Raw genomic sequence first — 26,644 nt, forward strand, 5'->3', positions numbered from 1 at the left:
CGCGCAGATCGCGGCCCTGACCGGATGCGCCCTGGCGCTGGGCAGTGCGGCCTGTGTGGCGATGCTGGTCAGCGTGGGCGCCCGCCGGCCGCGGACCAGTGCGGCGGCGATGATGAGGACCGGCGCGGTCAGGTGCAGGGCGACCACCACCGGCAACGGCCCCATCCGCAGCGCCGCCACGTACAGCGCCAGATTGGCGGCCTCGAGCCCGCCCAGCCGGAAGTACAGCGCCGGATGAGCGGTCAGCGTCGCCCACGGGTGCTGTCCGCGCAGCCGCGCCCAGATCAGCAGCGGCACCGCTCCACCGAGGGCCACCAGACCCGCGGTGGTGGGAGCGGCCAGCGTTGCCAGCAGGGCACTGGAGGTACCCCACAGACAGGTCACCGCGACCATGAGGACCAGCGGCCCGTTCATCGGCTCAGGCGAGCAGATAGGTGACCACCGGCATGACCAGCGCGGTGAACGCGGCGAAGACCGCGCTCGCCACGTGCCGCTTGGGTAGTCGCGGAAAGCGCGTCGCCAGACCGCAATACGTACCCACCGCGACGAGTGCCGTTCCCCAGACCACCAGCGCGCGGCTGCCGACCGTGCCGAATACGGTGTCGAAACCCACCGCCAGCGCGAATACCGTCGCACCGGCCGAGGCCGCCAGCACCAGCAACGCCTGTCCGGCAGTCGAATTCATCAACATGCGATGACGCCCCAGCGTGGCGATCGCCTGCGGGTCGGTGCGATGGGCGCCGTCGACCCGGCAGATCTCGTCGTACACCTTGGCCGGATTCACCCGCTCGTTGATCGCCGGACGCACCTGCAACAGCGCCTCCAGCGCCTGCGTGGTGGCATAGGAGGTGACCGGGCCCTCGTCGGAGATGCGGAATCCGCCCCGGTAGATGGCCAGTGCGTCCATCTCCTGCATATCCAGCAGCGCGACGATCGCCGCCCGCACGGCCGGGTCGAAGATGGTGCGGCTGTCGGCGGCGATCACGGCCCCGACCGCCAGGTGCAAGGTGAGGTGACGCCAGGTGTCGACGAGATCGTCACGGCGGAAGATCTCGGTCTCGATATCGCACTCACCGCGGCGCAGTCCGGTCAGCAGGCGCTTGACCGCCAGCTCGCACGCGCGCTCGGCGCGCTTGTCACCGATCCGGACGATCTCCGGCCGGGCGAGCACGGCCGCGATATGCGCCGCCGCGTACATCGGCAACGTCCGGGGTTCTTGATACATCGAGGACACCAGATAGGCGATGCCGCGCGAGATGGCCTGATGGCGTTCACCGTCGAAGGCCCCGCCGCCGATCAGCGCCTCGACCGCGGCAGAGGTCGCGGTAATCGACACCGGGCCAAGGAAACCCGACATCCGCCAGCCACCGGTTTCGGAATCCTGCTGGTCCAGCAGATTTCGCACGGCACCGGCCAGGCCGGGGTCGGACTCCTCGATGTCGAGGCAGCGCAGGGCCCGGATCCGCCACGCGACATCGATCGGCGTGCGGAAGTACCATTCGTCGCCGATCGGCCGTTGCACGACCGTTGCCCGCACCAGCATGGCGACCTTTGCGGCGCGCGGGATTTCGCACCCGGCTCGATGCAGGATGCAGACCACCTCGGCGGTGTTCTGCGGATTGGGCGGCACATCGGGGATCCAGCCCCAGCCCGCACCCCCGTCGAGATGCGGTAACTGACTGCCGCGCAGCCATTCCACTGCCATCCGGATTCGCTCGTCGATGTTCGACATGGCCCTCCGCCCCCTTGATACGAAGCCCCGTAGATTTTCGTTGGGGCTGATAACCGCCAAGTTACTCGGATGGTCCGACAAGCAGCGCCGCCGTTCGGCGCCCGAATTGCCTGGTAGCGAACATATTTCGGTTCCATCTCGAGCCCCGCCGCCGGCGGTGTGCGGGACAGCGTCACGAAAGACCAAGGCCGCGCGCAGGTTTCGCGGGACGGCGCTGCGGGTGTTCACCCTCCTGCAGGGGCCCGTTATCTGGGGGCAGTCGACCCGTTGCCGGAACGCTTCCGGCCCGAATCCGAATTGCAACCCACGACGCGCCGGTACCCTGCGCTACCGGCCCGCGCGGCGCAAATCCCGTGACAGAGCTCGCCTTCCGCCGACGGCGAACCGGTACCGGAGTATGAGAGCCGAACAGTACGGCCGGGGGACGCGCGACGGGTAGCAGCGCCCGCACACTTCGCGTCATGACCACGATCAGCTCCCCCGCCCGTCGATGGCACCGGCCGTTGCTGTGGACCGCGGCGGCGATGGCGGCACTCGCGCTGTGCTGTCTGTGCGCCGCGCCGTTCGACGACCGGCGCATCCTCGGTGAGTCGGTATGGCTCAAACCCGGCAAGTTCGGCATCGCGTTCTGCCTGTACACGCTGACCCTCGCGTGGCTGCTGTCGGTGCCGCACCGCGGTGCCCGCGTGACCTGGTGGGCGGGAACCGTTTTCGCCCTCACCGGCGTCGTGGACGTGGGTTTCATCGTGGTGCAGGCGGCGCGCGGCACCTTCAGCCACTTCGACACCGAAACCGATGCGGTCAATTCGATCGGCCAGATGGTGTTCGCCTCCGGCGTACCGGGTCTGTTCGTCGCGAACCTCGTCGTCGCGGTGATCCTGTGCCGGCAACGCGTCCTGGACCGTCCCACGAGCCGGGCCGTGCACGCCGGGCTCGCCATCGCCGTCGCCGGGATGGCGCTCGGATATCTGATGGGCTTCACCGGCGAGCAGACGGTGCGTGACGCCCACGGCCGTCCGGTGCGGCTGGCCGCCGGCCATACGGTGACCGATACCGCCCTGCCCGTGCGCGACGGCGTGGGCGGTATGCCGATCACGCACTGGAGCACGATCGGCGGCGATCTGCGGATCCCGCATTTCGCGGGGCTGCACGGCATCCAATTCCTGCTCGCGGCGGTCGCGGTCACGGCCTGGCTCGCGCGGCGGCGGCCCTGGCTGGACGAACGGGCGCGCGCCCGGTTGATCGGTGTCCTGGCCCTCGGCTACGCCGGGCTGGTGGCGCTGCTGTTGTGGCAGGCGCTGCGAGCGCAGCCGTTGATCCACCCCGACCGCGCCGCCGTGCTCGCATTCCTCGCACTGAGCGTGGTGACACTGGGCGCGGGCGCGGCCGTCGTGCGGCACGCTCAGCGCAGCCGCTCGGCGGCCGCGCCGAGTTCGACGAGATTGGCGGTCAAAGCGGCCAGCTCCGACGGATCGGCGCCCTCGGCGACGGCGGTCGCGACATCCTCGGCCGCGCAGCGGGCGGCGAACCAGCGGTCGGCGAGATCGGCGGCCTCCTGAGCGCTCAGCACCACCGAATCCTCCGGAATGCCGGTGCCCTCCAAACCCTTGCGATGTTCGTAGGCGCGCTGGCGGCAGGATTGCCGGCAGTATCGGCGGCGACGGCCGATTTCGGAATCGGCGATTTCCCGACCGCACCACAGACACGACGACAGCACACGGCGCGACATGACCCGACACCTTAGCCGTCCGCCCGGCACTCGCGCCCGGGCCACGCCGCAACCGGCGAATCGCCGCTACCGCCCGGGCCGGTCTCGGCCGGGCCCGGCCGAGACCGTAAAATACCCCGGTTGACCGTCGCGGGAACCGATCGGGCCGCCGGCGCGTTGATAGTCAAGTAGAACGTTGCCGACAGGCCAGAGAGGACCGCACACCATGGCAGATCGCGTACTCCGAGGTAGCCGGCTCGGAGCGGTGAGCTACGAGACGGACCGCGACCACGACCTGGCACCACGTCGAGTGGCGCGGTACCGGACCGACAACGGCGAGGAGTTCGACGTCCCGTTCGCCGACGACGCCGAAATCCCGCCGACCTGGCTGTGCCGTAACGGCCAGGAGGGCATCCTGATCGAGGGCACCACCCAGGAGCCCAAGAAGGTCAAGCCCCCGCGCACCCACTGGGACATGCTGCTGGAACGCCGCTCGAAGGAGGAACTCGAGGAACTGCTGCAGGAGCGCCTCGAACTGCTCAAGACCCGGCGCGGCCGGTAGATCGAGTACACAGCGAAAGTCCCCTCGCACCGGTCGGTGCGAGGGGACTTTCGCTTATCGGGACCGTCAGTGACTGGCCACCTTGCGGTACTGCAGCAACGCCAGCGGCACCGCGACGGCCAGAATCGCCACCGAACACGCCACCGCGTATTCCACGCAGTGGTCGACCGGCCAGCCGTGCGGGGCGGCGAAGGTCGGCGGTGAGCTGTTGGCGAACAGTTTCCGCCCGGACGCCGAGACCGCGGTGATCGGATTCCACTCCGCGATCGAGCGCAGCGGGCCGGGCAGTGTTTCAGCGGAGATGAAGGCCGAGGAGATGAACGTGACCGGGAACAGCCAGATCAGTCCCGCGCTCTGCGCGACCTCGACATTCGGCGCGATCAGCCCGGTCAGCGCGCCCACCCACGACATCGCGAACGCGAACAGCAGAATGATCGCGAACCCCAGCGCCGCATCGGCCACCGACCCGTTGATCCGCCATCCGACCAGATAGCCGCAGGCCACCATGACGGCCAGCGCCACCACGTTGACCACCGTGTCGGACAGGGTGCGCCCCATCAGCACCGCCATCCGCGACATCGGGAGCGTGCGCATCCGGTCGATGATGCCCTTCTGCAGGTCGTTGGCCAGGCCCACCGTCGTGAACGCCGCGTTGAACGCGACCGTCTGGGTGAAGATGCCGGCCAGCAGGAATTCGCGATACTGGCCGCCGCCCAGCGAGGCCCCGAAGATGTAGGCGAACAGGAAGACGAACATCAACGGCTGGACCGTCGCGGTCACCAGCAGGGTCGGCACCCGCAGGATGGTCAGCAGGTTGCGGTAGGCGATGATCGCGCTGTCGCGGAACACCCGGACCGGCGCCGCGATGGTATGGACGTCGCTGTCGGTGTCGGGCCGCGTCACCGCCGCGTCGGTCTGCGTGGGTTCTGCCGCCGTCTCCGATTCGGCGACCGCCGCTTCGACGGTACTCACGACATGATCTCCTCTGCTACGTCTTCGGTTTCGGATTCCTCGATCGGCTCTGCGGGCGTGCCGGTCAGCGACAGGAACACATCGTCGAGGCTCGGCCGGGTCACCTCCGCATCCACCACACACACCCCCGCGTCGTCGAGCCGGCGCAGGGCTTCGACCATGGTCCGGGTGCCGTCGCCGACCACGATCGAGACGTGATCGGCTCCCGGCTCGTGGATCGGCTCGCCGAGGCCGACCTCGCTCAGCACGGATTTGGCCGGGCCCGGATCCTGCCCCTCGGCCAGAGTCACGGTGAGCCGGTCGCCGCCGATCGAGGTCTTCAGTTCGTCGGCGGAGCCGCGCGCGATCACGCGGCCCTTGTCGATCACCGTGATCCGGTCGGCCAGCTGATCGGCCTCCTCCAGATACTGGGTGGTCAGCAGCACGGTGGTGCCGTCGTCGACCAGATCGCCGATCACCTTCCACATGTCGAGGCGGCCGCGCGGGTCCAGGCCGGTGGTCGGCTCGTCGAGCACCACCACCGTGGGCCGGGCCACCAGCGCCCCCGCGAGGTCCAGGCGGCGGGCCATACCGCCGGAGTAGGTGCCCGCGCGCCGCCCGGCCGCATGTTCCAACCCCAGCGCCGAGAGCAGTTCGGTCGCGCGCTCGGCGGACTTCTTGTGGTCCATGCCGTACAGCCGGGCCACCATCCGCAGGTTCTCGAATCCGGACAGATTCTCGTCGACCGCGGCGTACTGCCCCGAAAGCCCGATCCGGGTGCGCACCCGCGCCGGATGATGCACCACGTCGACCCCGGCGACCCGGACATTGCCGGAGGTCGGTTTCAACAGGGTGGTGACTATTCGGACCGTCGTCGTCTTACCGGCGCCGTTGGGTCCCAGCAGACCCATCACGGTCCCCGACGGGATCTCCAGGTCGATGCCGTCGAGTACCCGCGCCTTACCGTAGGTCTTGACCAGATCGGTGACTTCCACTGCCAAACTCACAGCGTCTCCTCCGTGTCGCCGCCGGCGGCGGCCTCGAGTTGTTGCCGCAGCACCGGACCGATGACGGCCAGCGCTTCCGGTGTCGTCATGCCGGAATGCCGGCAGCGCAGTTTGCGGTCCTCGATCACGCCCGTCACGAACGGTTCCCAGGCCGCGGCGCAGCGCTCCGGATCGGCGAGGTTGACCTCGTCGTCGGCGGCGGTGAAGAACAGCAGATCACCGTCGAAGACGCGCGGCCGGAATCCGTTGGCCTGCACCGTGCCGTTGGCGTATCCGGTGTAGAGCCGCTGCAGGTGGTCCATCGTCAGCGCCGCGAACGGGCCGGGCCGGCCGCGCAGCAACTCGGCCGCCTCCTCCAGGGTCAGGCCCGGATCCACGCCGTTGTCGCCGCCGAGCAGATCGCTGCCGAATTCGCCGATGATGTCGGCCACGCCCGGCATCGCCCGGTCGAGCCAGCGGTCGCCGAGCTGGTAGCTGTCCATCATCGCCAGCAGCGCCACCTGCTGGCCCGCCTCCTGCAGCTGCACCGCGATCTCATGGGCGATCAAACCACCCAGCGACCAGCCGAGCAGATGGTACGGGCCCTCCGGCTGCACCGAACGCATATGCGCGACATAGTCTTTCGCGGCCGCCCGGATCGAGTCGTGCTCCTGCTCGCCGGTGATGTGCGGCGCCTGCAACCCGTAGACCGGGCGGTCGCCGGGCAGATGCGCCAGCAGGCCCGCGTAGCACCACGACAGGCCGATCGCCGGATGCACGCAGAACAGCGGCGGCAACGTGGCCTCGGCGGCGGGGCGGATCGGCAGCAACGGCTGCATCGCGACCGCCAGCACATCCTCGCCGGAAGCCGCCAGCTGCCGGGCGATGCCGGCCGGGGTGGATTCGGCGAACATCAGCTGCACCGGCATCTCGACCCCCGCGGAACGCAGGTGCGCCACCACCTTCGTCGCCAGCAGCGAGTTGCCGCCCAGATCGAAGAACCCGTCGTCGGCGCCGACCTTGTCGACTCCCAGCACCTCGGCGAACGCGTCGCAGACCGCCGTTTCCATCGGTCCCGACGGCGCGCGGTAGCCGTGCTCGGTGGCGAAGACCGGTTCGGGCAGCGCCTTGCGATCCAGCTTGCCCACCGGGTTCAGCGGCACCGACTCCAGCAGCATGATCGATTGCGGCACCATATAACTCGGCACCAGGCCGGCCACATGGGCGCGCAACTGCGCCGGTGTCGGATCGGTGCCGGTGCGCGGCTTCACATACGACACCAGCGCGGTGGCGCCCGCGGCGGTCCGGTGACCGATCGTGGTGGACCACTCGACCTGGGCGTGGCGGTGCAGTGCGGCGTCGATCTCGCCGAGTTCGATGCGGAAGCCGCGAATCTTGACCTGGTGGTCGGTGCGGCCCACGTACTCGAGTTCGAAGCGGCCACCGCGCTGCACCCAGCGCACCAGATCGCCGGTGCGGTACATGCGTTCGCCGGGCTTGCCGAACGGGTTGGCCACGAACCGCCCGGCGCTGAGCCCGGTGCGGTTGTGGTACCCGCGCGCCAGCGCCGGACCCGACAGGTACAGCTCGCCGACGACGCCGGCCGGGGTCGGATGCAGCCGCGGGTCCAGGACCGCCGCGTGCACACCGCGAATCGGTTCGCCGATGGTGATCGGCGCACCCGGCGCGATCGGCGGGGCCATCAGCGTCACGATGGTCGTCTCGGTCGGGCCGTACACGTTGTGCAGGTTCCGGCCGGGCGCCCACCGCGTCACCAGCTCCGGCGGCAGCGCCTCGCCACCGACGAGCACGTGCCGGAACGAGTCGAGTCCGGCCGGGTCCACCGTGCCGAGCGCGGCGGTGGTGATGAACGCGTGGGTGATGTCCTCCTCGGCCAGCAGCCGGGCGAGCTCCGCACCGCCGTAGATCCCCGTCGGGGCGATGACCAGTGTCGCCGCCCCGCCCAGGGCGAACAGCAGATCGAGCATCGCAGCGTCGAAGCTCGGGGTGGCGAAGTGCAGCACCCGGCTGTCGGGCCGCACGTCGAACCGCTCGGCGGTTTCGGCGGCGAAGTTCGATAGACCGCCGTGGGTGACCACCACTCCCTTGGGGGTGCCGGTCGAACCGGAGGTGTAGATGACGTAGGCCGGGTTCTCGATCCGCAACCGGCCCCGCCGCTCCGCCGGGGCGATCGGCGCCTCGGAGGCGCGCAGCACGTGCTCCTGCAGGTCCGGTCCGTCCAGGTCCATCCATTCGGCGCCCGCGGGCATCCGCTCGCGGTGCGCGGCGAGCGTAATGCCCAGGGTGGCACCGGAATCGGTGAGCATGTGGGCGATGCGGTGTTCGGGATAGTTCGGGTCCACCGGCACGAACGCCGCACCGGCCTTGGCCACCGCCAGGGTCGTCGCCACCGACTCCATCGACCGCGGAATACCCACGGCGACAAGCATTTCCGGTCCGACCCCGAGGGAGATCAGCACCCGGGCCAGGCGGTTGGTCCACCGGTCCAGCGCACCGTAGCTGATCTCGGCGTCTTCGGTGCGCAGGGCGATCGCCCGCGGATCGGCGGCGACCGCGGCAGCGAAGACCTCGGGCAGCGTCCCCGGACGGCCGGCGAGCGCACCTCGCACGGGCGCCAGCGTCGACCATTCGGTGGGGTCGAGCAGCTCCAGATCGCCCACCGGCAGTTCCGGGTTCGCGGCCGCCGCCTGCAGCAGCCGGGCGAAGCGGGCGCCGAGGCGAGCAGCGCTGGTGTCGTCGAACAGGTCGCGGGCGAAATTCACCGAGACGGTGATCCCGGCCGGTTCCCGCTGCTCGGTCCACGATTCGGTGAGGGTGAATTGCAGATCGAATTTCGCGATCCCCGGATCGGCGTCGCACGCCTCGATCGTCAGCTCGGGCAGCTCCAGGCTGCGCACCGGCTGATTGCGCACCGACAGCATCACCTGGAACATCGGGTGATGCGCCTGTGAGCGCGCCGGATTGAGCACCTCGACCAGCCGCTCGAACGGCACATCCGCATGCGCGAACGCCTCGAGGTCGGTGTCGCGGACCGCCCGCAGCAGATCCGCGAAGGTCTGTGCGCCGCTGACCGGCGTGCGCAGCACCAGCGTGCCGACGAACATGCCGACCATCGCGTCGAGGGCCTGCTGCCCGCGGCCGGCGATCGGGGTGCCGACGGTGATGTCGTGCTCGGCGCTGATCCGGTGCAGGAGCGAGGCCAGCGCGGCGTGCAGGACCATGAACATGGTGACGCCGTGGCGGGCGGCGACGGCCTGCAGTTCGCGATGGGTGACGGCATCGAGGACGCAGTCCACCGTGCCCCCGCGATAGCTCGGCGTCGCCGGGCGACGCCGGTCGGTGGGCAGCGGCAGCAGTTCGGGAATGCCGCTCAGTGCCTCGCGCCAGTAGTCGAGCTGGCGGCTGATCGGCGATTCCGGATCGTCCTCGGCGCCCAGGGTGTCCTGCAGCCACAGCGTGTAATCGGCGTACTGGACGGGCAACTCGGCCCATTCCGGCGCCGACCCGGACGCATACGACCGGTACGCACCGGCGATATCGGCGGCCAGCGGCTCCAGCGACCAGCCGTCCATCGCGATGTGGTGGACCACCAGCACCAGTACGTGATCGGCGGCGACGATCCGCAGCAGCTGCGCGCGCAGCGGTGCGGTGGAGGCGAGATCGAATCCGGCCGCCGCGAAAGTCCGTACGGCGCCGGTGATTTCGCCCTCGTCGACGTCGACCACCGGTAGCGCCACGGCGGCCTCGCCGGGTGCGAGCACCCGCTGGTAGGGCTCGCCGTCGACCTCCGGGAAGACCGTGCGCAGCGTTTCGTGACGCCGCTGCACCGCATGCAGGGCCGCGTGCAACGCCGCCACATCCAACGCGCCGTGCATGCGCAAAGCGACGGGCACGTTGTAGACGCCGGACAGATCCTCGGCCGAGGAGGCGTTGAACCGGTTGAGGAACCACAGCCTCCGCTGCGCCGCCGAGAGCGGCACCCGGGCGGGGCGCTCGCGCCGCGTCAGAGCGGGGCCGTGGCCGCCGTCGCGGGCGCCGCCGTCGAGCAGGGCGGCGAGTTCGGCGACGGTCGGGGCGCCGAAGACCGAACGCACCTGCACCCGCACCCCGGTGGCATCGCTGAGCCGGGCCACCAATTGCGTTGCCAGCAGCGAGTTTCCGCCGATCTCGAAGAAGTTGTCGTCGGCGCCGACGGATTCGGTGCCGATCAGCTCGGCCATCACGTGCGCGACCAGACGTTCGGTATCGGTGCGCGGTTCCCGCGCCGTGGTGGTGATCTGCTGCGGTTCCGGCAGCGCGTCCCTGTCGAGTTTGCCGACCGGGGTCAGCGGAATCCGCTCCAGCACGGTGACGCTGCTGGGCACCATATGCGCCGGCAGATGCGCGGCCACATGGTCTCGCAACGCCTCCACATCGAGTTCGGCGCCGGGCTCGGCGGGCAGCACATAGGACACGATCCGCGGTGTGCCGGCGATCGTGCGCACCTCGGTGTGGGCGAAGCGCAGCGCCGGGTGCGCGGCCAGCACCTCGGTGATCTCGCCGAGTTCGATGCGGAAACCACGCAGTTTCACCTGGTGATCGCTGCGGCCGAGGTAGACGATCTCGCCGTCGGCGCGCCACCGCACCACATCGCCGGTGCGGTACATGCGCGCGCCGTCGGGTCCGTACGGGTCGGCGACGAATCGCGCCGCGCTGAGGTCGGGGCGCTCGAAGTAGCCGCGCGCGACCGATTGGCCACCGAGATACAACTCGCCCGGGACGCCGACCGGGACGGGCCGCAGCCGCTCGTCGAGCACGACCGCGTGCACCCCGCGCACCAGCGAGCCGATGGTCACCTGGTCACCGATCGCGAGCGGACCCGCGATCGTGACCACGATGGTCGTCTCGGTCGGCCCGTACCCGTTGAACAGCATCCGGCCCGGCGCCCACCGCTCGATCAGATCCGTGCCGAGCGCCTCGCCGCCGACCATGATCGAGCGCAGATGTGGCAGCGGCCAGCGCCGGTGGTCGATGGTGGCCAGCGCGGAGGTGGTCATGAAGGTGTGGCTGATGCGTTCGCGATCCATCAGGGCGGCCAGCTCGTCGCCGCCGTAGATATCGGGCGGGCAGATAACCATGGTGGCGCCCGCGCCGATCGTCAGCAGCAGATCCAGCATCGCCGCATCGAAACTCGGGCTCGCGAAGTGCAGGGTGCGGGCGTCACGGTCGACGCGCATCCGTTCGCGGATCTCGTCGGCGAAATTCGACAGTCCGGCGTGGGTGACGGCCACGCCCTTGGGCTTTCCGGTCGAACCGGAGGTGTAGATCAGGTAGGCCAGATCGGTCGTCCACGCCGTGCGCAGCCGTTCGCCGCCGGTGATCGTGCGCTCGTCCTGGGCGTCGAGTTCGGCGCACAGCATCGGGTCGTCGAGCAGCAACCACTCGGTGGCCGGCCCCGAGCCGTTGCCCGCGGTGGCACGGATCAGCCGATCCCGGTGGGCGGTCACCGACAGTCCGATCGCACATCCGGAATCGGTGAGCATGTGCCGGACGCGGTCGGCCGGATAATTCGGATCGACGGGGACGAACGCGGCACCCGATTTGGTGACGGCCAAGGCGGCGGCCACCGATTCGATCGAGCGGGTCAGCCCGATGGCCACCCGGTCGCCGCTGCCGACGCCGCGAGCGATGAGGGCGCGGGCGAGCCGATTCGAACAGCGCTCCAACTCGGCGTAGCTGAGCTCGTCGTCGCCGCTGCGGATCGCGGTGCGGTGCGGATGCAGGTGCGCGGTGGCGGTGAAGTAGTTCGCCAGGCTGCACTGCGGGGTGGCGGCCGGGCCGCGGCGCGGGGTGAACTCCATGCGTTCGACGTCGGTGCGGGCGTCGATGTCGCGCACCGGAATCCGCGCATCGGCGCTGACCGACTCCAGCACCAGCAGCAGCCGCTCGGCCAGCGTGCGCACCGTGTCCTCGTCGAAAAGTTCCGCGGCGTAGACCATTTCGAGGTCCCGGGTATCGGCGGGCACCCGCAGTTCCAGATCGAACTTGGCCACCGCGATGTCGAGTTCCTCGGCGCGCAACCGCAGGCCGGGCAATTCCAGGGCCGGCGGCGTGGTGTCCTGCACGGTGAGCGCGACCTGCAGCAGCGGCCGCCGTCCGCCGTTGGCGCGGCCGAGTTCCTCGACGATCCGCTCGAACGGCAGTTCCGCGTGCGACATGGCGGAGAGTTCACCGTCGCGGTCGGCGCGCAGCTGATCGGCGAAGGTGTGGTCGGGGTCGACATCCGAACGCAGCATCAGGGTGTTGACGAACATGCCGACCAGGTCGTCGAGGCGGGTGTCGCCCCGCCCGGCCACCGGCGTGCCGATGACGATGTCGCGGCCGCCGGTGACGACGCGCAGCACCACCGCCAGCGCCGAGCGCAACACCATGAACAGGCTCACGCCCTGCGCGCGGGCCAGCTCCTCGAGCCGCTCCCGCAGCTCTTCCGGCATCCGGATCCGCACGGTGCCGGCGCTGTTGGTCGGCTCGGCCGGGCGCGGCCGGTCGTAGGGCAGCGGCAGCTCCTCGGGCAGGCCCTCGAGGGTTTCGCGCCAGAACCGCAGCTGCACGGCCGCGGCGCTGGCCGGATCGGATTCGTCGCCGAGGCATTCGCGTTGCCACAGACTGAAATCGGCGTACTGCACCGGCAGCGGCGCCCAGGCGGGAGCCGCCCCGCCGCGGCGCGCGGTGTAGGCGACCATCAGATCGGTGGTGAGCGGTCCCAGCGACCAGCCGTCCGCGGCGATGTGATGGACCACGATGCCCAGCTGATATGTGCGAATCCCGGTGCGCAGCACCGTCATTCGCAACGGAATCTCCCGGGTGAGATCGAAGCCGCGCTGGGCGAGGCCGCGCAGCGCCACCCGGGCGCCGTGATCGTCGGTCACGACGGGTTCCAGCACCGGCAGGCAGCGGTCGGAGTCGAGGACCAACTGGTACGGACCCGCCTGATCCTCGGGGAAGATCGTGCGCAGCACCTCGTGCCGGTCGACCAGATCGGCCACCGCGGCACGCAGGGCGGGCAGATCCGGATCGCCGTCGATGCGCAACGCGAAAGCGATATTGTAGGCGCTGGATTCGGGCGCGTAGCGGTTCAGGAACCACATCCGCTGCTGCGGCAGCGACAGCGGAATCCGGCCGGGGCGCGGGTCGTACCGCGTCAGCGCCACCCGGTTGGTGCGCGGCGCGTGTTCCAGGTGCGCCGCGACACCGGCCACGGTGGGCGTTTCGAAAACGGCCCGGACCGGCAGTTCGACGCCGAATTCGGTGTGCAGTGCGGCGGTGAGCCGCGTGGCCAGCAGCGAGTTGCCGCCGGCGTCGAAGAAGCTGTCCTCGGCGCCCGGTACGGCGTGGCCGAGCACCGTGGCGAAGACCTGCGCGACCCGCTGTTCCAGTTCCGACTCCGGCGCCCGGGACGGTCCGGCGGAGGTGAAGACCGGCGCGGGCAGCGCCTTACGGTCGACCTTGCCCGCCGGAGTCACCGGCACCCGGTCCAGCACCGTGATCGCCGCGGGAACCATATAGGCGGGCAGGTGGCGGCGCGCGGTCTCGAGCACCTCGGCCGGATCGATCTCGGTGTCGGCGGCCAGATAGGAGGCCAGCCGGGCGGCACCGTGCTCACCGGTGTGCACGACGGTCATCGCGAACCGCACACCCGGATGCGCGCGCAGCACATGGTCGATTTCGCGTAGTTCGATGCGGAAGCCGCGGATCTTCACCTGATCGTCGGCGCGGCCCAGGAAGCGCAGCACACCGTTGCCGTCGGTCGTAACCAGATCGCCGGTGCGATACATGCGCTCGCCGCGGCGACCGTGCGGATTCGCCGGGAACCGGGCGGCGGTCAGGCCGTGGCGGCCCAGATAGCCGCGCGCCAGGCCGGGCCCGGAGATGTACAACTCCCCCGCGACGCCGGGCGGAACCGGACGCAACCGGTTGTCCAGGATGAACAATCGCATCCCACGCACCGGCTTGCCGATGGGCACGGGACGGCCCGCGACCATCGGATCGCTGGCGGTGGCGGCGACGGTGGCCTCGGAGGGGCCGTACATGTTGTGCATGCGCCGCCCGGCGGTCCAGGTGCGGACCAGATCCTCGGGGCATGCGTCACCGCCGACGATGACGGCCTCGAGATCGTCGAGGCCGTCCGGGGATACGGTCGCCAGCGCGGCCGGGGTGATGAACGCGTGGGTGATCCGCTCGTCGCGCAGCAGCCGCGCGAGCTCGGCGCCACCGTAGAGTCCGGCCGGCGCGACCACGATGGTGGCGCCCGCGGCGAAGCCCAGCAGCAGTTCGAGCACCGAGGCGTCGAACGAGGGCGAGGAGAAGTGCAGCGTGCGCGCCGTGTCGCTGACCCGGAACAGGTGCATCTGCTCGTGCGCCAGCGAGGCGATACCGCCGTGGGTGACCACGACCGCCTTGGGCCGGCCGGTCGAGCCGGAGGTGTAGATCAGATACGCCGGATGCGAAATACGCAGCGGCAGTGGGCGATCCCGGTTGGTGATCGGCGCGGACGAGACCCGCGCGAGGGCGTCGGTGAGGACGCCCGAATCCATCAGCAGCCAGTCGGCGCCCTGTTTGCGGTGGCGCCCGCGGTGCATCGGCCGCTTCGGCATGGCGGCGTGGCTGCGGGCGTCGGTCACGCCGAGCATCGCACCGGAATCGGCGAGCATGTGCTCGATGCGTTCGGCGGGGTAGCCGGGGTCGACCGGCACATAGGCGGCACCGGTCTTGGCGACCGCCCAGATCGCGGTGATCGAGGCCAGGCTGCGCGGCAGCGCGATCGCGACCACCACCTCGGGGCCGGCACCGTGTTCGATCAGCACCCGGGCCAGCCGGTTGGAGGCCTCGTCGAGCTCCCGGTAGGTGGTGTCCCGGCCCCGGTATCGGACCGCCACCAGCTCCGGGACCCGTTCCGCGGTTTCGTGCAGCAGCCGCGCCAGGCTCAGCGGCGGCACGCCGGGCGCGCCCGCGATCGGCACCAGTTTGCCGACCTCCCGCGCGTCGAGAATCGGCAGATCACCGACCGGGGTCTCCGGCGCGCCGACCGCGGCATCGAGCAGCCGGACGAAACGCCGCGCCACCGACTCGACCGTGGAGTGGTCGAAAACGTCAGCGGCATAACCGAATTCGGCGGTCAGCGGGCCGTCCTCGGCGTCGGCGGCATCGCTGTCGTGGACGATCAGTTGCAGATCGAATTTCGCGACGCCGACATCCATCGGCAGCACCCGCGCGCTGAGACCGGGCAGGTCGACCCGCAGTTCGGGGTTGTTCTCGTAGGAGAGCATCACCTGGAACAGCGGATGCCTGCCCGCGTCGCGAGACGGGTTGACGACCTCGACCAGCCGCTCGAACGGCACATCGGCGTTGGCGAAGGCGTCGAGGTCGGTTTCACGGACGCGGTCGAGCATGCGATCGAATCCGGTGGCGGGGTCCACCTCGGTGCGCAGCACCAGGGTGTTGACGAACATGCCGACCAGGTCGTCGAGCGCCGGATCGGAGCGGCCCGCGATCGGAGTGCCGATGGCGATATCGGCGGTGCCGCACAGGCGTGAGAGCAGGCTCGCCAGGGCGGCATGCATGATCATGAACGTGCTGACGCCGCGCTCGGCAGCCACCGCGGCCACCGCGCGGCGGGTTTCGGCCGGAATCGTGAATTCGACTCGGCCACCGGCGGTGTCGCGCTGACGCGGGCGCGGGCGATCGAGCGGAAGGTCCAGCTGATCGGGGAGGTCGGCCAGGGCGGTGCGCCAGTAGGCCAACTGCCGCGCCAGCGCGCTGGTGGGGTCGGTCTCGTCCCCCAGCAGTTCGCGCTGCCACAGGGCGAAATCGGCGTACTGCACCGGCAGCGGCGCCCACTGCGGTGCCTGCCCCGTGGTCCGCGCGGCGACCGCACCCATCAGATCGCGGGCCAGCGGCGCCACCGACCAGCCGTCACCGCAGATGTGGTGCAGGACCACCAGGAAGATGTGTTCGTCGGGCCCGGTCGCATACAGCGCCACCCGGATCGGCGCCTGACTGCGCAGATCGAAGCCGTATCCTGCGTATTCGGTGGCCAGGGCCAGCGCGTCGGCACCGGTGGTGTCGATCGGCTCGAGGTTCAGCGGGATCTCGGCGGCCGGGTGGATCACCTGGACCGGGCCGGTCGGCGAATCGGGGAAGGTGGTGCGCAGGCTCTCGTGCCGGTCGAGCACATCGAGCAGCGCGGCGCGCAGCACCTCGACCTCGAGCGGTCCGCTCAGCTCGACGGCCAGCGGCATGTTGTAGGCGCCGGCGTGTTCGGCGAAGCGGTTGAGGATCCACAGCCGCTGCTGAGCGAGCGAGAGCGGAATGCGTTGCGGCCGTGGGCCGGCCACCAGTTTCGGGGAGGACCGGTCGACGCCGTGCGCGCCGATCCGTTCGGCGAGCTGGGCGACCGTCGGCGACTCGAACAGATCCCGGATGGTCAGTCCGGAACCGAAGGCGGCGTTGATCCGGGCCACGGCCCGGGCGGCCGACAGCGAATTGCCGCCGAGGTCGAAGAAGCTGTCCTCGACGCCGAGGCTCGCACCGCCGAGGACCTCGGTGACGAGGGCGGCCAGTTGCCGTTCGGTGGCCGTGCGCGGTTCGACGATGCCGTCGCCACCGCGGCGCGCGGGCGCCTCCGGTGCGGGCAGCGCCTTGCGGTCGATCTTTCCGTTGGCGCTCAACGGCAATTCGTCCAGCACGACGACCACCGTCGGCACCATGTACCCGGGCAGGACGCCGCGCAGGTCGGCGATCAGCGCGGTGCTGTCGACGGTGTGTCCCGGTGCGGCCACCACGTAGCCGACCAGTTCGTCACCGGCCGGGGTGGTGTGGGCGACGCAGACCGCGCGGGCGATCCGCTCGTCGGCCAGCAGCGCCGCCTCGACCTCGCCCAGCTCGATCCGCTGCCCGCGGATCTTCACCTGAAAGTCACTGCGTCCCAGATATTCCAGGGCCGCGGGCAACCGGTCGGCACCGGCGGCGGGCGGGATCGGATCCATCCGCCAGCGCACCAGGTCGCCGGTGCGATACATGCGCGTGCCGGGGGTGAATGGATTGGCCACGAAGCGATCCGCGGTCAGGCCGGGGCGGCCCAGATAGCCGCGGGCCAGCTGCACGCCGGCCAGGTACAGTTCGCCGACCACGCCGGGCGCGACCGGCCGCAAGGTCTCGTCGAGGACGTAGACCTGGGTGTTCCACACCGGCGCGCCGATCGGGATGACGTCGTTCTCCGGCGCGCACGCCCAGTAGGTGACGTCGACGGCCGCCTCGGTGGGCCCGTACAGGTTGTGCAGCTGCGCCCCACCGGCCGATGCCGCCGATCCGGACCGTCGCGCACCGGGAACCGTGGCATGGAAATCGCGGACGGTCGCGGCCGGCAGCGCCTCGCCGCTGCAGAACACCCGGCGCAGTCCGCCGCAGCCGCGCACGTCGGTGTCGGTGACGAAGACCGACAGCATCGACGGCACGAAATGGGCAGTGGTCACGTTCTTTTCGGCGATGATCCGCGCGAGATAGGCCGGATCGCGGTGGCCGTCCGGCGCGGCGATCACCAGCCGCGCGCCGATCTGCAACGGCCAGAAGAACTCCCACACCGACACATCGAAGGTCGCGGGAGTCTTCTGCAGGACGGTGTCGCTGTCGTCGAGTGGATACCGGTGCTGCATCCACGCCAGGCGGTTCACGATGGCGGCGTGGGTGATGCCGACGCCCTTGGGTTTACCGGTCGAGCCGGAGGTGAAGATCACGTAGGCCAGGTGGTCGCGGCGCAGCGGTGCGCGCCGGTCGGCGTCGGTGATCGGCGGTTCGGCGCCGGACTCGTCGGTGCCGAGTTCCTGAACGTCGATCACCGCGACCGATGCGGGGAAGTCCACCTCGTCCCGGGCCGCGGTCAGCACGCACAGCGGCGCGGCCTGTTCGAGGATGTGCGCGGTGCGCTCGGCCGGATGATCGGGATCGATCGGCAGATAGGCCGCCCCCGCACGCACGATCGCGTACATGCCGACCACCAGGTCGAGGCTGCGTCGCATTGCCAGGCCCACAACCGTGTCGGGTCCGGCACCGCGGGCGATCAGCATGCGGGCCAGCCGGTCCGCACGCTGCCGTAGCTGTTCGTAAGTCAGTGTGTCGCCGTCGAATTCGACTGCGATCGCATCCGGCGTCGCCCGCGCCTGCGTGCCGAACAGGTCGGCGAGCGTGCCCGGCCGCTCCGGTACCGCGGTCGCGTTCCACTGCCGCAGCACCTCGTCGCGTTCGGCGTCGGTGATCACCGGTACCGCCGCGACCGGATCGGCCGGATCGGCAGTCACAAAGCGGTTCAGGTAGCCGAGGAACCGCTCGTGGTGGCGCGCCAGTTCGGCCGTGCCGTAGAGCTGCGGGTTGGCCTCGAAATCGACGTGGATGCGCCCGCCCTCGCCGTTGTAGAGGTTGATCGACAGATCCTCGACCGGTCCGGTCGACAGCACGTTCAACGAGCCGACGAAGCTGCCGAAGTTCAGTTCGCTGTGGAACAGCATGATGTTGACCATCGGCCCGAAGAAGCCGCGGGCATCGCGTGAATAACCGCAGTCGCGTCTGATGTCGTCGTGGCGGTAACGCTGGTGCCGGAGGGCGCCGGTGATCTGCAGTTCGGTGGCCTTGACCACGTCGGAAACCGTGGTGCCGGCATCGAATCGCACCCGGATGGGCACCACGTTCGACACGACACCCGCGGAGCGGCGCAGCGCGACCGTGGTCCGCGCCGACATCGGCAGGCTCAGCACCACATCGGAGGTGCCGGTCACCGCGCGCACGTACCCGGCCAGCGCCGCGACCACCAGCGCGGAGTTCTGCGTAGCGAAAGTGGTTGCGGCGGTATCGAGTTCGGCTTCGGTCTCCGCGTCGAGCACCGCCGCGGCGATGCGCCGGCCGGGATCCGGCGTGGACGAGGCGATCCCCGATGACGACAGGGTCAGCGGCTCGCCCACCCCTGCGAGCTGCTCCCGCCAGTACTCCCGGTCGGCGCGGTAGCGGCTCGACTCCCGGTACTGCGACTCCCCGGCGTAGATCTCGGCCAGCGAAGCGGCCCGCGAGACCGACGGCTCGGTGTGTTTCTCCAGTGCGGTGTAGATCTCGGCGGTACGGGTGAGCGCGTTCATGGCGCCGTAGCCGTCGATGACGATGTGGTGAGCGCGGCAGTACCAGATGTAGTCCTGGTCACCGAGGCGCAGGACGACGTTGATGGTCAACGGCTCGTGTTCGATATCGATCGGGCTGCTGGCGTGCTCGTTCATCCACCGCAGCGCCGCCGCGCGCGGATCGGGTTCCTGGCGCAGGTCTATCCGGGCCCACCCGGGCCGATGCGCCGAATCCACCACCTGCTGCGGCACGCCGTCGATTTCCACGACGCGCAGCTGGCCCACCTGGGATTCCGCGCCGAACCGCTCGATGGAGTAGAGCAGCCGGCCCACGTCGAGATCACCGTGAATTTCCACGTATTGCGCGATGGTCAGTGGCACATCGGGTCGAATCCGCTGCGCGTACCACAGGGCGGTTTGCGCCGGTGACAGAGCGAAGGGTTGTGCTGAAAATTCGCCGGAAGCACATTGGTCGACACGATCGGTGGCCAATGAACCCATCAATCACTCCGTTCTGCCGCTGTATACGCAACTCCCCGGTCCCCGTCCGCGAGCGGAAAAGCGCGCGCCAGCGGGAGGACGTGATCCACGCCCTATGATTCGGAGCCCTATTGCGGCCGGACTGGTAACGATGTCGTGATCTTCGGCCGCGAACACCACAGGCAGATAAAGCAATTGGACAGCTATTTCACCGCAAACAACGGCCTAGCAGCTCAGCGTGCCCGTCAACGGCAGGAGCGACGGCGCGCCGTTTCCGGTGACGCAACCAGCCGGCGAATGCGATCGGACGGCCCACGGAATCGAGGTTGTGAGAAATGCCGATTCGCGGGTACCCGCGATGTGTGATTGTCCGCAACAGCTGCGGCGGCCGTCAATCGAATGCCGGATCGCCGGTGACGTCCTCATCGGCACGACGAGTCGAACGCGTCGTTCGCCACCGAGTAGCCGCGACCAGTGCGACGGCCGCAGCAAGGATACACAACATCCGCTCCGGAAGGGGTCCCATCGCGGTCGCGGGTGTCGTTGCGCTGCGCAACGGCAACGTCGCCTCGAGTGCGGCGGGCACGAATTTCTCGGTGTGCTGGCGCACCACGCCGTCGGCGGTGACGACCGCGCTGACACCGGTGGTCGCGGCGACCACGAGCGCCCGGCCGTGTTCGACGGCCCGCACCCGCGACATGGCCAACTGCTGATAGGTCATATCGCTGTCGCCGAAGGTGGCGTTGTTCGTCGGCACGGTGAGCAACTGCGCGCCGGCGCGCAGTGAATCCTCGAACGCCCGGTCGAAGGCGACCTCGTAGCAGGTCGCCACGCCGATCGCGACCGTCGGCCCACCGCCGGCCGGGCGGGCGTGCACGACCCCGTCGCCGTGGCCCGGGACGAAGTAGCCGGCGCGGTCGGCGTAGTCGGAGAAGTGTCGGAAGAAGCCGCGATAGGGCAGGTATTCGCCGAAAGGCTGGATGATCTTCTTGTCGTGGCGCTCCCCCGGCCCGTCGGCGTCCCACACGATCACCGAATTGGTGGTGGTGCGGTCGTCGTTGACGAGTACGGCGCCCACCAGGATCGGGGCGTGGATGTCGCGGGAGGCGGCGGTGATCTCGTCGTAGGCGTCGGAATTGCGCAGCGGGTCGATATCGGAGGAATTCTCCGGCCAGATCACCACGTCCGGCTGGGCGGCGGTCCCGGCGGCGACCGCGCGGGCCAGCTCCTCGGTACGGCGAATGTGATTGTCCAGCACGGCCCGGCGCTGGGCGTTGAAGTCCAGGCCCAGCCGCGGCACGCTGCCCTGGATAGCGGCGACCGTGATCGACCGGTCTCCGTCGTCCGGGGCGGGCAGCGCGGTCCGGAGGATCACTCCGGTAATCGGGATAATAGCCACAACCGTTGCGAGAGTGATAATTACGACCGCACGCGGTTGGTATGCCTGCGGGCGCAACCGAAGCAGAAGCGCCGCCAGAACGCTTCCGGTCAGGGCCACCGCGAAGCTCACCACCGGCGCGCCACCGAGCCAGGCCAGCGGCAGGTACCAGCCGTCGGCCTGCCCGAAAGCGAGTCGGCCCCACGGAAATCCGCCGAACGGAAAGCTGGAGCGTCCCCATTCGGTGAGAGTCCACATCAGCGCGACCCATACCGGCCAGCCCGGCAGGGGGCACACCAGCCGCGACAGCAGCCCGAACAAGCCGACATACACCGCGCATGCTGTCGAGAGCGCCAGCCACGGCATCGGGCCGACGTAGATGCCGGTCCACGGCAGCAACGGCAGGAAGAACGCGAGCCCCGCCAGCAGTCCGTAGCCGAAGCCGCCGCGCAACCTCGCCGCGTCCCGCACCGTCAGGGTGAGGATCGCGATCCCGATCGGCGCGAGATACCAGCAGGTACGCGGCGGAAAGCTCGCGAACACCAACAGCCCGGCGACGACAGCGGCCCCGATCTTCCCCCATACCCGCCACGTCACGCCCAGCACCGCGCCAGCCTACTGGGATAGCGCGCGGTTCCCGCCGGCCGGGGCTCCGCGGCGGCGGCGACACTTTCGCGGAAAGCGCGGTCGGTCTCCGTCGCGTTGTTTCCTCAGGCTGTATAGATCGTCACTCCGTCGCGGACGGTCCGCAGGCAGCGCGGGAGTTCGGCGCCCTCTTCCAAGGACGGAAGGCCGGGGACGCGGGAGCGCGGATCGGTGGACCAGCGCTGGACCGTGTCCGATGCCGCGGCGACGACGAGTTCCGCGGCGTCCCACACCGCATAGTTGGCGGGAGCGCCCGGAACCAGGGTTCCGGCGACACCGTCGCGCACACCGCCGGCCCGCCATGCGCCGCGGGTGGCGGCGGCGAAAGCGGCGCGCGGGGAGATGTGGTGGCCCGGGGTGCGGTGGTTCGCGGCCGCGCGGATGGCCTCCCACGGGTTCAGCGCCGTCACCGGGGCATCGGAGCTGATCGCCAGCGAGATACCGGCGGCGGCCATCGCCGCGAACGGGTTGGTGGCCGCGGCGCGTTCGGCGCCCAGCCGGGTGGCGTACATCCCCTCGGCGCCACCCCACGCGGCATCGAATCCCGGTTGCACGCTGGCGATCACGCCGAATTCGGCCAGTTTCGCGATCTGGCCGGCATCGAGCAGTTCGGCATGTTCGAGCCGGTGGCCGCGGGTGGCCACCGCCGGTGCGCCGAGTTCGCCGGCGACCCGGGCGAAGCCCTCGACCACCGCATCGATGGCGGCGTCGCCGATGGCGTGGAATCCGGCTTGAATCCCGGCCTCGGTGCAGGCCCGGACATGGGCGGCGATCGCCGCGGCGTCGAGGTAGGAGACACCGGTGGTGTCGCGGTCGGCATAGGGTTCGCGCAGCCAGGCGGTGTGGGAACCGAACGAGCCGTCGACGAACAGGTCGCCGGCCAGCCCGTGTACACCGAGTTCGCCGAGCAGCGCCCGCGCCTCCTCGGCCGAGGTGACGGCCTCACCCCAGTACGCGCGCACCTGCACACCGTGCTCGAATTCCAGCAACTCGCGCACGTCGGTGCGTCCTGCGATCTGGGGGCCCGCACATTCGTGGACGGCGACCACACCGTGCGCGGCCGCGTAATCGAGTGCGGCGGCCCGAGCCCGGTCGCGCTGAGCGCGGTCGAGACCGTCGAGTGCGGCCTCGCGAACGAGGTGATGCGCGTCGGCGCGAAGCGGTGCGCCGGCGGTGTAACCCGCGGCCGCGCGAACGCCGCTCACCGTGTCGAGCAGCGCGGTCGAGGCGACCGCGGAATGGGCGTCCACGCGGGCCAGATAGGCCGGACGGCCGGGCCCGGCGGCGGAATCGATCTCGTCGACGGTGGGCGGGCGGCCCTCGGGCCAGCGGGTTTCGTCCCAGCCGTCGCCGATGATCGTTCCGGTATGGGTGGCAGCGTACTCGCGTACCAGATCCAGGCACTGTGCCAGCGAATTCGCCTGGGACAGGTCCAAACCCGTCAGTTGCAGGCCGAGCGCGGTGACGTGCACGTGCGGATCGACGAAGGCCGGGGCGACGAAAGCGCCGTCCAGATCGACGATTTCGGCGTCGGGGTGCAAAGCGCGGCCGGGGCGCTCGGCGCCCAGCCAGACCACGGTGCCGTCGGTGATTGCCATCGTGGTGGCATCGGGGGAACTGGAACTGTAGATTCGGCCGCCGACCAGCAACTGGGTACTCACGGGTGACCAGTGTGCCGCACGGCCGGCGGCCCGCGATCAGTGCGGGTCGGTCAGCGGGGGTCGATCATGCGCCGCGCGTGACCCTGACCGTCGTCGTAGTACTGCTCGACGACCACACCGTCCACGACCTCTCCGGAGGGTTCCACCACCACGCCGCGATAGCCGGTGGTCATGGTCAGCCGGTCGATGCGCCGCAGCGCCGCGGCCGAGACCAGCGGTCGCAGCAGCGCGCGGGTGGGAAGAAGCAGTAGCAGTCCGAATACCGAGGTGACCAGGCCGGGAACGAACATCAGCAACGCGCCCACCCCGACCAGCGCGCCGTCGGCGACGGCGGTTCCCGGGGCGATCTCGCCGCGGCGGGCACGACGGAACTGCTGGAAGACCCGGCGGCCCTGGGAACGCACCAGGATCAGCCCGAGCGCGGACCCGGCGATGAGCAGCAGAATGGTCGGCACGGCACCGATGAGGTGGCCGACCACGGCCAGCGCCGCGATCTCGACGACGAGATAGAGGGCGAACAACAGGGCGGGCATCGGCGATCCTTTCCACGATCTACCCTGCCCAACGCGCGACGACCCCGTTTTTCTCCCGATTCGGGCATATCGTCGCTCACCCGGTCAGGTACCGGGCGTGACCAGCCCGGTTTCATAGGCCAGCACGACCGCCTGCACCCGGTCGCGCAGTCCCAGTTTGGTCAGCACCCGGCCGACGTGAGTCTTGACCGTGGCTTCCGAGAGATACAGCTCGGCGGCGATCTCGGCGTTGGAGCGCCCGGCGGCGATCTGTTCGAGCACCTCGCGTTCGCGCGCGGTGAGCACGTCGAGCACCGATGGGTCGCGCACGCGGGCGGGGTCGGCGGCGATCAGCCGGTTCAGCAGCCGTTTGGTCACCTTCGGCGAGACCACGGCGTCACCGGCCGCGACGCTGCGGATGGCGGAGATCAGATCCTCGGGCGGGGTGTCCTTGAGCAGGAAACCACTGGCGCCGGCCCGCAGGGCGCCGAGTGCGTGTTCGTCGAGATCGAAGGTGGTCATCACCAGAACCCGGCTGCCACACCCGGATTCGAGGATCTGAGCGGTGGCGGCGACGCCGTCGACCACCGGCATCCGCACATCCATCAGCACCACGTCGGGGGCCAGTTCACCGGCCAGGCGCACGGCGGTCGCGCCGTTGTCGGCCTCGGCGACGACGTCGACGTCCGGGTGCGCGCCCAGCACCATCTTGAGTCCGGCACGCATGAGTTCCTGATCGTCGACGACGAGTACGGTGATCGGCACCGCACCAATCTAACCGGGACTCCTCGCCCGGTCAGTCGGGTAGTTCACGCTGCAGGGGAATGGTGGCGCAGACGCGCCAGCCGCCCTCGGGACGTCGTCCCACCGCGAGGGTGCCGCCGAGTACCGCGATCCGCTCCCGCATCCCGACCAGTCCCAGTCCGCTGCCGGCGATGCCGTTGCGCAGCGCGGTGTCGTCCACGACGGGAGCCTGCGTGGCCACGGTGGACCCGGTCGCGGACGGCCCGGCGTCGCCGCGGTCGAGCACCTCGACCAGCACGTCCGCGTCGCGCCGCCGCACCCGCACCCAGGCCTGTGGGTCGGGGCCGGCGTGGCGGAAGGTGTTGGTCAGCGATTCCTGCACGATGCGGTGCATGCCGAGGCTCACCTCGGGGGCGACATCGTCGAGTTCCCCGGTGAGTTCCAGTTCCACGGCCAGCCCGGCGCTGCGCATCATCTCCACCACCTTCGCCAGTCCGGCGGTGCCGTGTTGCGGCAGCTGCTCCGGGGCGTGCTCGGTGCGCAGCAGTTCCACCGTGCGGCGCAGTTCCCGCAGCGCCTCGCGGCCGGTGCCGGCGATGGTGGCCAGCGCCTGTTCGGCGACCTCGGGGTCGCGACGCAGCGCGTATTTCGCCCCGTCGGCCTGCACGATGATGACGCTGACCGCGTGGGCGACCACATCGTGGAGTTCGCGGGCGATGCGGGTGCGTTCGGCCGAGACCGCGTCGTGGGCGCTGCGTTCGCGGTCGTAGTCGGCGACGGCGAGCCGGGCCGCGACCTCGGCGTCGTAGGCGTGGCGGGCGCCGAGGAATTCCGCGAGGGTCCAGCACAGCGCGTAGAACATGATCAGGAAGCCGATGACGATCGGCACCGACTGGTCGACCACGGCCAGCGAGAACGCTCCGTCCACGGCGAGGCCGACCAGATACAGCAAACCCTCGCGCCGGCCCACGTACGCGACGAGGGTGTAGAGCGCGACGCCGACCGCCAGCAGCGCCGGCGGCTGCAGATCCTCGTGCAGGACCACGCTCACCGCGCTGGTGGTGATCGACAGCACCAGCAGGGCGACCGCACTGGCCCGCGGATAGCTGCGCCGCCAGATCACCGGCACCGGAACCAGCAGCCCGAGGATCAGATAGACGATCGCATGATCCTTGCCGCCGAGCGTGAGCAGATCCAACAGCACCAGTGCGGCCGCGAGGATGGAATCGGCGACCATGGGTTTGCCACGGAGCCACAGACTGAATCGGCGCACTCGCTCAGCCTAGGTGGCCGCCACCTCGACACCGCGCGCCACGATTTGCCGCACGTCGCCGACTCTGATTGGGTCGCCGCCGTGGGTATGGCCGAGTGGGCGGTGCTGCTGCCCGCGGCCACGGCCGCAGGATGGGTGGACGCGGTGGTGGGCGGTGGCGGATTGATCATTCTGCCGACACTGCTACTGGTGGCGCCGACGCTGCCCCCGCAGACCGCGCTGGGCACGAACAAGATCGCCGCATTCGCCGGAACCAGTGCCGCAGCGCTGACTTTCGCGCGCCGGGTGCCGATGCGATGGCCGCTCATGCTGTCGGGTGCGGCGATCGCGGCGTGCGCGGCGGCCGCCGGTTCGGCCGCGGTGGCCCTGATCGACCGGCGCTATTTCATCCCGATCGTGATGACGGTGCTGATCGGTGTCGCGATCGTGGTGGCGACGCGGCCCTCGATCGGGGTGACGGTGGCGACCCACCCGCCGACCCGGCGCCGCACGATCCTGGTGGTGGGCCTGTCGGCCGGGCTGATCGGCGGCTACGACGGGCTGGTCGGCCCCGGTACCGGCACCTTCCTGATCATCTCCTTCGCCACCCTGCTCGGTACCGAGTTCGTGCGCGCCGCGGCCATGGCGAAGGTGATCAACTGCGGATCCAATCTCGGCGCGCTGATCCTGCTCGCCGCCACCGGGCACATCATCTGGTCGGTGGGCCTGGGCATGGCGGTGGCGAATATCGCGGGCTCCGTGGTGGGTTCGCGGATGGCGATCGCGCGCGGGGCCGGGTTCCTGCGCGCGGTGCTGCTGATCGTGGTGACCGCGATGGTGGTGCGCCTGGGCTGGCAGCAGTTCGGCTGAGCG

13 protein-coding genes are annotated in these 26,644 nt (G+C 70.0%); 2 read left to right on the forward strand and 11 right to left on the reverse strand.

Features of this window, described 5'->3' with window-relative positions; genetic code table 11:
- The 3 genes from A5789_RS19925 to A5789_RS37935 all read right to left on the reverse strand — a co-directional run.
- Positions 1-414 (reverse strand): hypothetical protein (locus A5789_RS19925; protein WP_369828802.1); only part of this gene is annotated, 414 nt, incomplete at its 3' end.
- Between the two features lie 4 nt (positions 415-418).
- Entirely contained in the window at positions 419-1,732 is a 1,314-nt protein-coding gene (locus tag A5789_RS19930; RefSeq protein ID WP_063013561.1) for a hypothetical protein, read from the reverse strand.
- 1,402 nt (positions 1,733-3,134) lie between these two features.
- Complete coding sequence (locus tag A5789_RS37935; RefSeq protein WP_082940832.1) at positions 3,135-3,461, reverse strand: hypothetical protein; 327 nt, start codon at positions 3,459-3,461, stop codon at positions 3,135-3,137.
- 205 nt (positions 3,462-3,666) lie between these two features.
- On the opposite strand from A5789_RS37935, the gene A5789_RS19940 reads away from it, so the two are divergent.
- A complete protein-coding gene (locus tag A5789_RS19940; protein WP_030517018.1) occupies positions 3,667-4,002 on the forward strand; it encodes an RNA polymerase-binding protein RbpA in 336 nt (111 codons plus the stop codon).
- 66 nt (positions 4,003-4,068) lie between these two features.
- On the opposite strand, the gene A5789_RS19945 is transcribed toward A5789_RS19940, so the two are convergent.
- From A5789_RS19945 to A5789_RS19980, 8 genes are all read right to left on the reverse strand, one after another.
- Positions 4,069-4,851: an ABC transporter permease gene (locus A5789_RS19945; RefSeq protein WP_063013596.1), complete on the reverse strand. Its 783-nt coding sequence runs from the start codon at positions 4,849-4,851 to the stop codon at positions 4,069-4,071.
- A gap of 119 nt (positions 4,852-4,970) precedes the next feature.
- Positions 4,971-5,960 (reverse strand): ATP-binding cassette domain-containing protein, encoded by a 990-nt coding sequence (locus A5789_RS19950; protein ID WP_063013557.1) that lies wholly within the window; start codon positions 5,958-5,960, stop codon positions 4,971-4,973.
- Positions 5,957-19,600: a non-ribosomal peptide synthetase gene (locus tag A5789_RS19955; RefSeq protein WP_082940833.1), complete on the reverse strand. Its 13,644-nt coding sequence runs from the start codon at positions 19,598-19,600 to the stop codon at positions 5,957-5,959. The genes A5789_RS19950 and A5789_RS19955 overlap by 4 nt, the downstream gene beginning before the upstream one ends.
- Positions 19,601-19,970: 370 nt before the next feature.
- Positions 19,971-21,560 carry an apolipoprotein N-acyltransferase gene (lnt, locus tag A5789_RS19960; protein ID WP_082940835.1) on the reverse strand — a complete coding sequence of 530 codons (1,590 nt, stop codon included), beginning with the start codon at positions 21,558-21,560 and terminating at the stop codon, positions 19,971-19,973.
- Between the two features lie 107 nt (positions 21,561-21,667).
- On the reverse strand, positions 21,668-23,263 hold the full coding sequence (locus tag A5789_RS19965) for an amidohydrolase (RefSeq protein ID WP_064901189.1): 1,596 nt from the start codon (positions 23,261-23,263) through the stop codon (positions 21,668-21,670).
- 50 nt (positions 23,264-23,313) lie between these two features.
- Positions 23,314-23,796, reverse strand: a complete 483-nt coding sequence (locus tag A5789_RS19970) for an FxsA family protein (protein WP_064901191.1) — start codon at positions 23,794-23,796, stop codon at positions 23,314-23,316.
- 84 nt (positions 23,797-23,880) lie between these two features.
- The gene (locus tag A5789_RS19975) at positions 23,881-24,540 is read right to left on the reverse strand and encodes a response regulator transcription factor (protein ID WP_036501594.1); all 660 of its coding nucleotides are present in this window, start codon (positions 24,538-24,540) and stop codon (positions 23,881-23,883) included.
- Between the two features lie 31 nt (positions 24,541-24,571).
- The gene (locus A5789_RS19980) at positions 24,572-25,792 is read right to left on the reverse strand and encodes a sensor histidine kinase (protein ID WP_064901193.1); all 1,221 of its coding nucleotides are present in this window, start codon (positions 25,790-25,792) and stop codon (positions 24,572-24,574) included.
- Positions 25,793-25,879: 87 nt separating this feature from the next.
- Here A5789_RS19980 and A5789_RS19985 point away from each other — a divergent pair, with 87 nt between their 5' ends.
- Positions 25,880-26,641, forward strand: a complete 762-nt coding sequence (locus tag A5789_RS19985; RefSeq protein WP_228795017.1) for a TSUP family transporter — start codon at positions 25,880-25,882, stop codon at positions 26,639-26,641.
- Positions 26,642-26,644: the final 3 nt, after the last annotated feature.

It is taken from the genome of Nocardia sp. 852002-51101_SCH5132738 (assembly GCF_001665695.1).
GTDB classification, from domain to species: domain Bacteria; phylum Actinomycetota; class Actinomycetes; order Mycobacteriales; family Mycobacteriaceae; genus Nocardia; species Nocardia nova.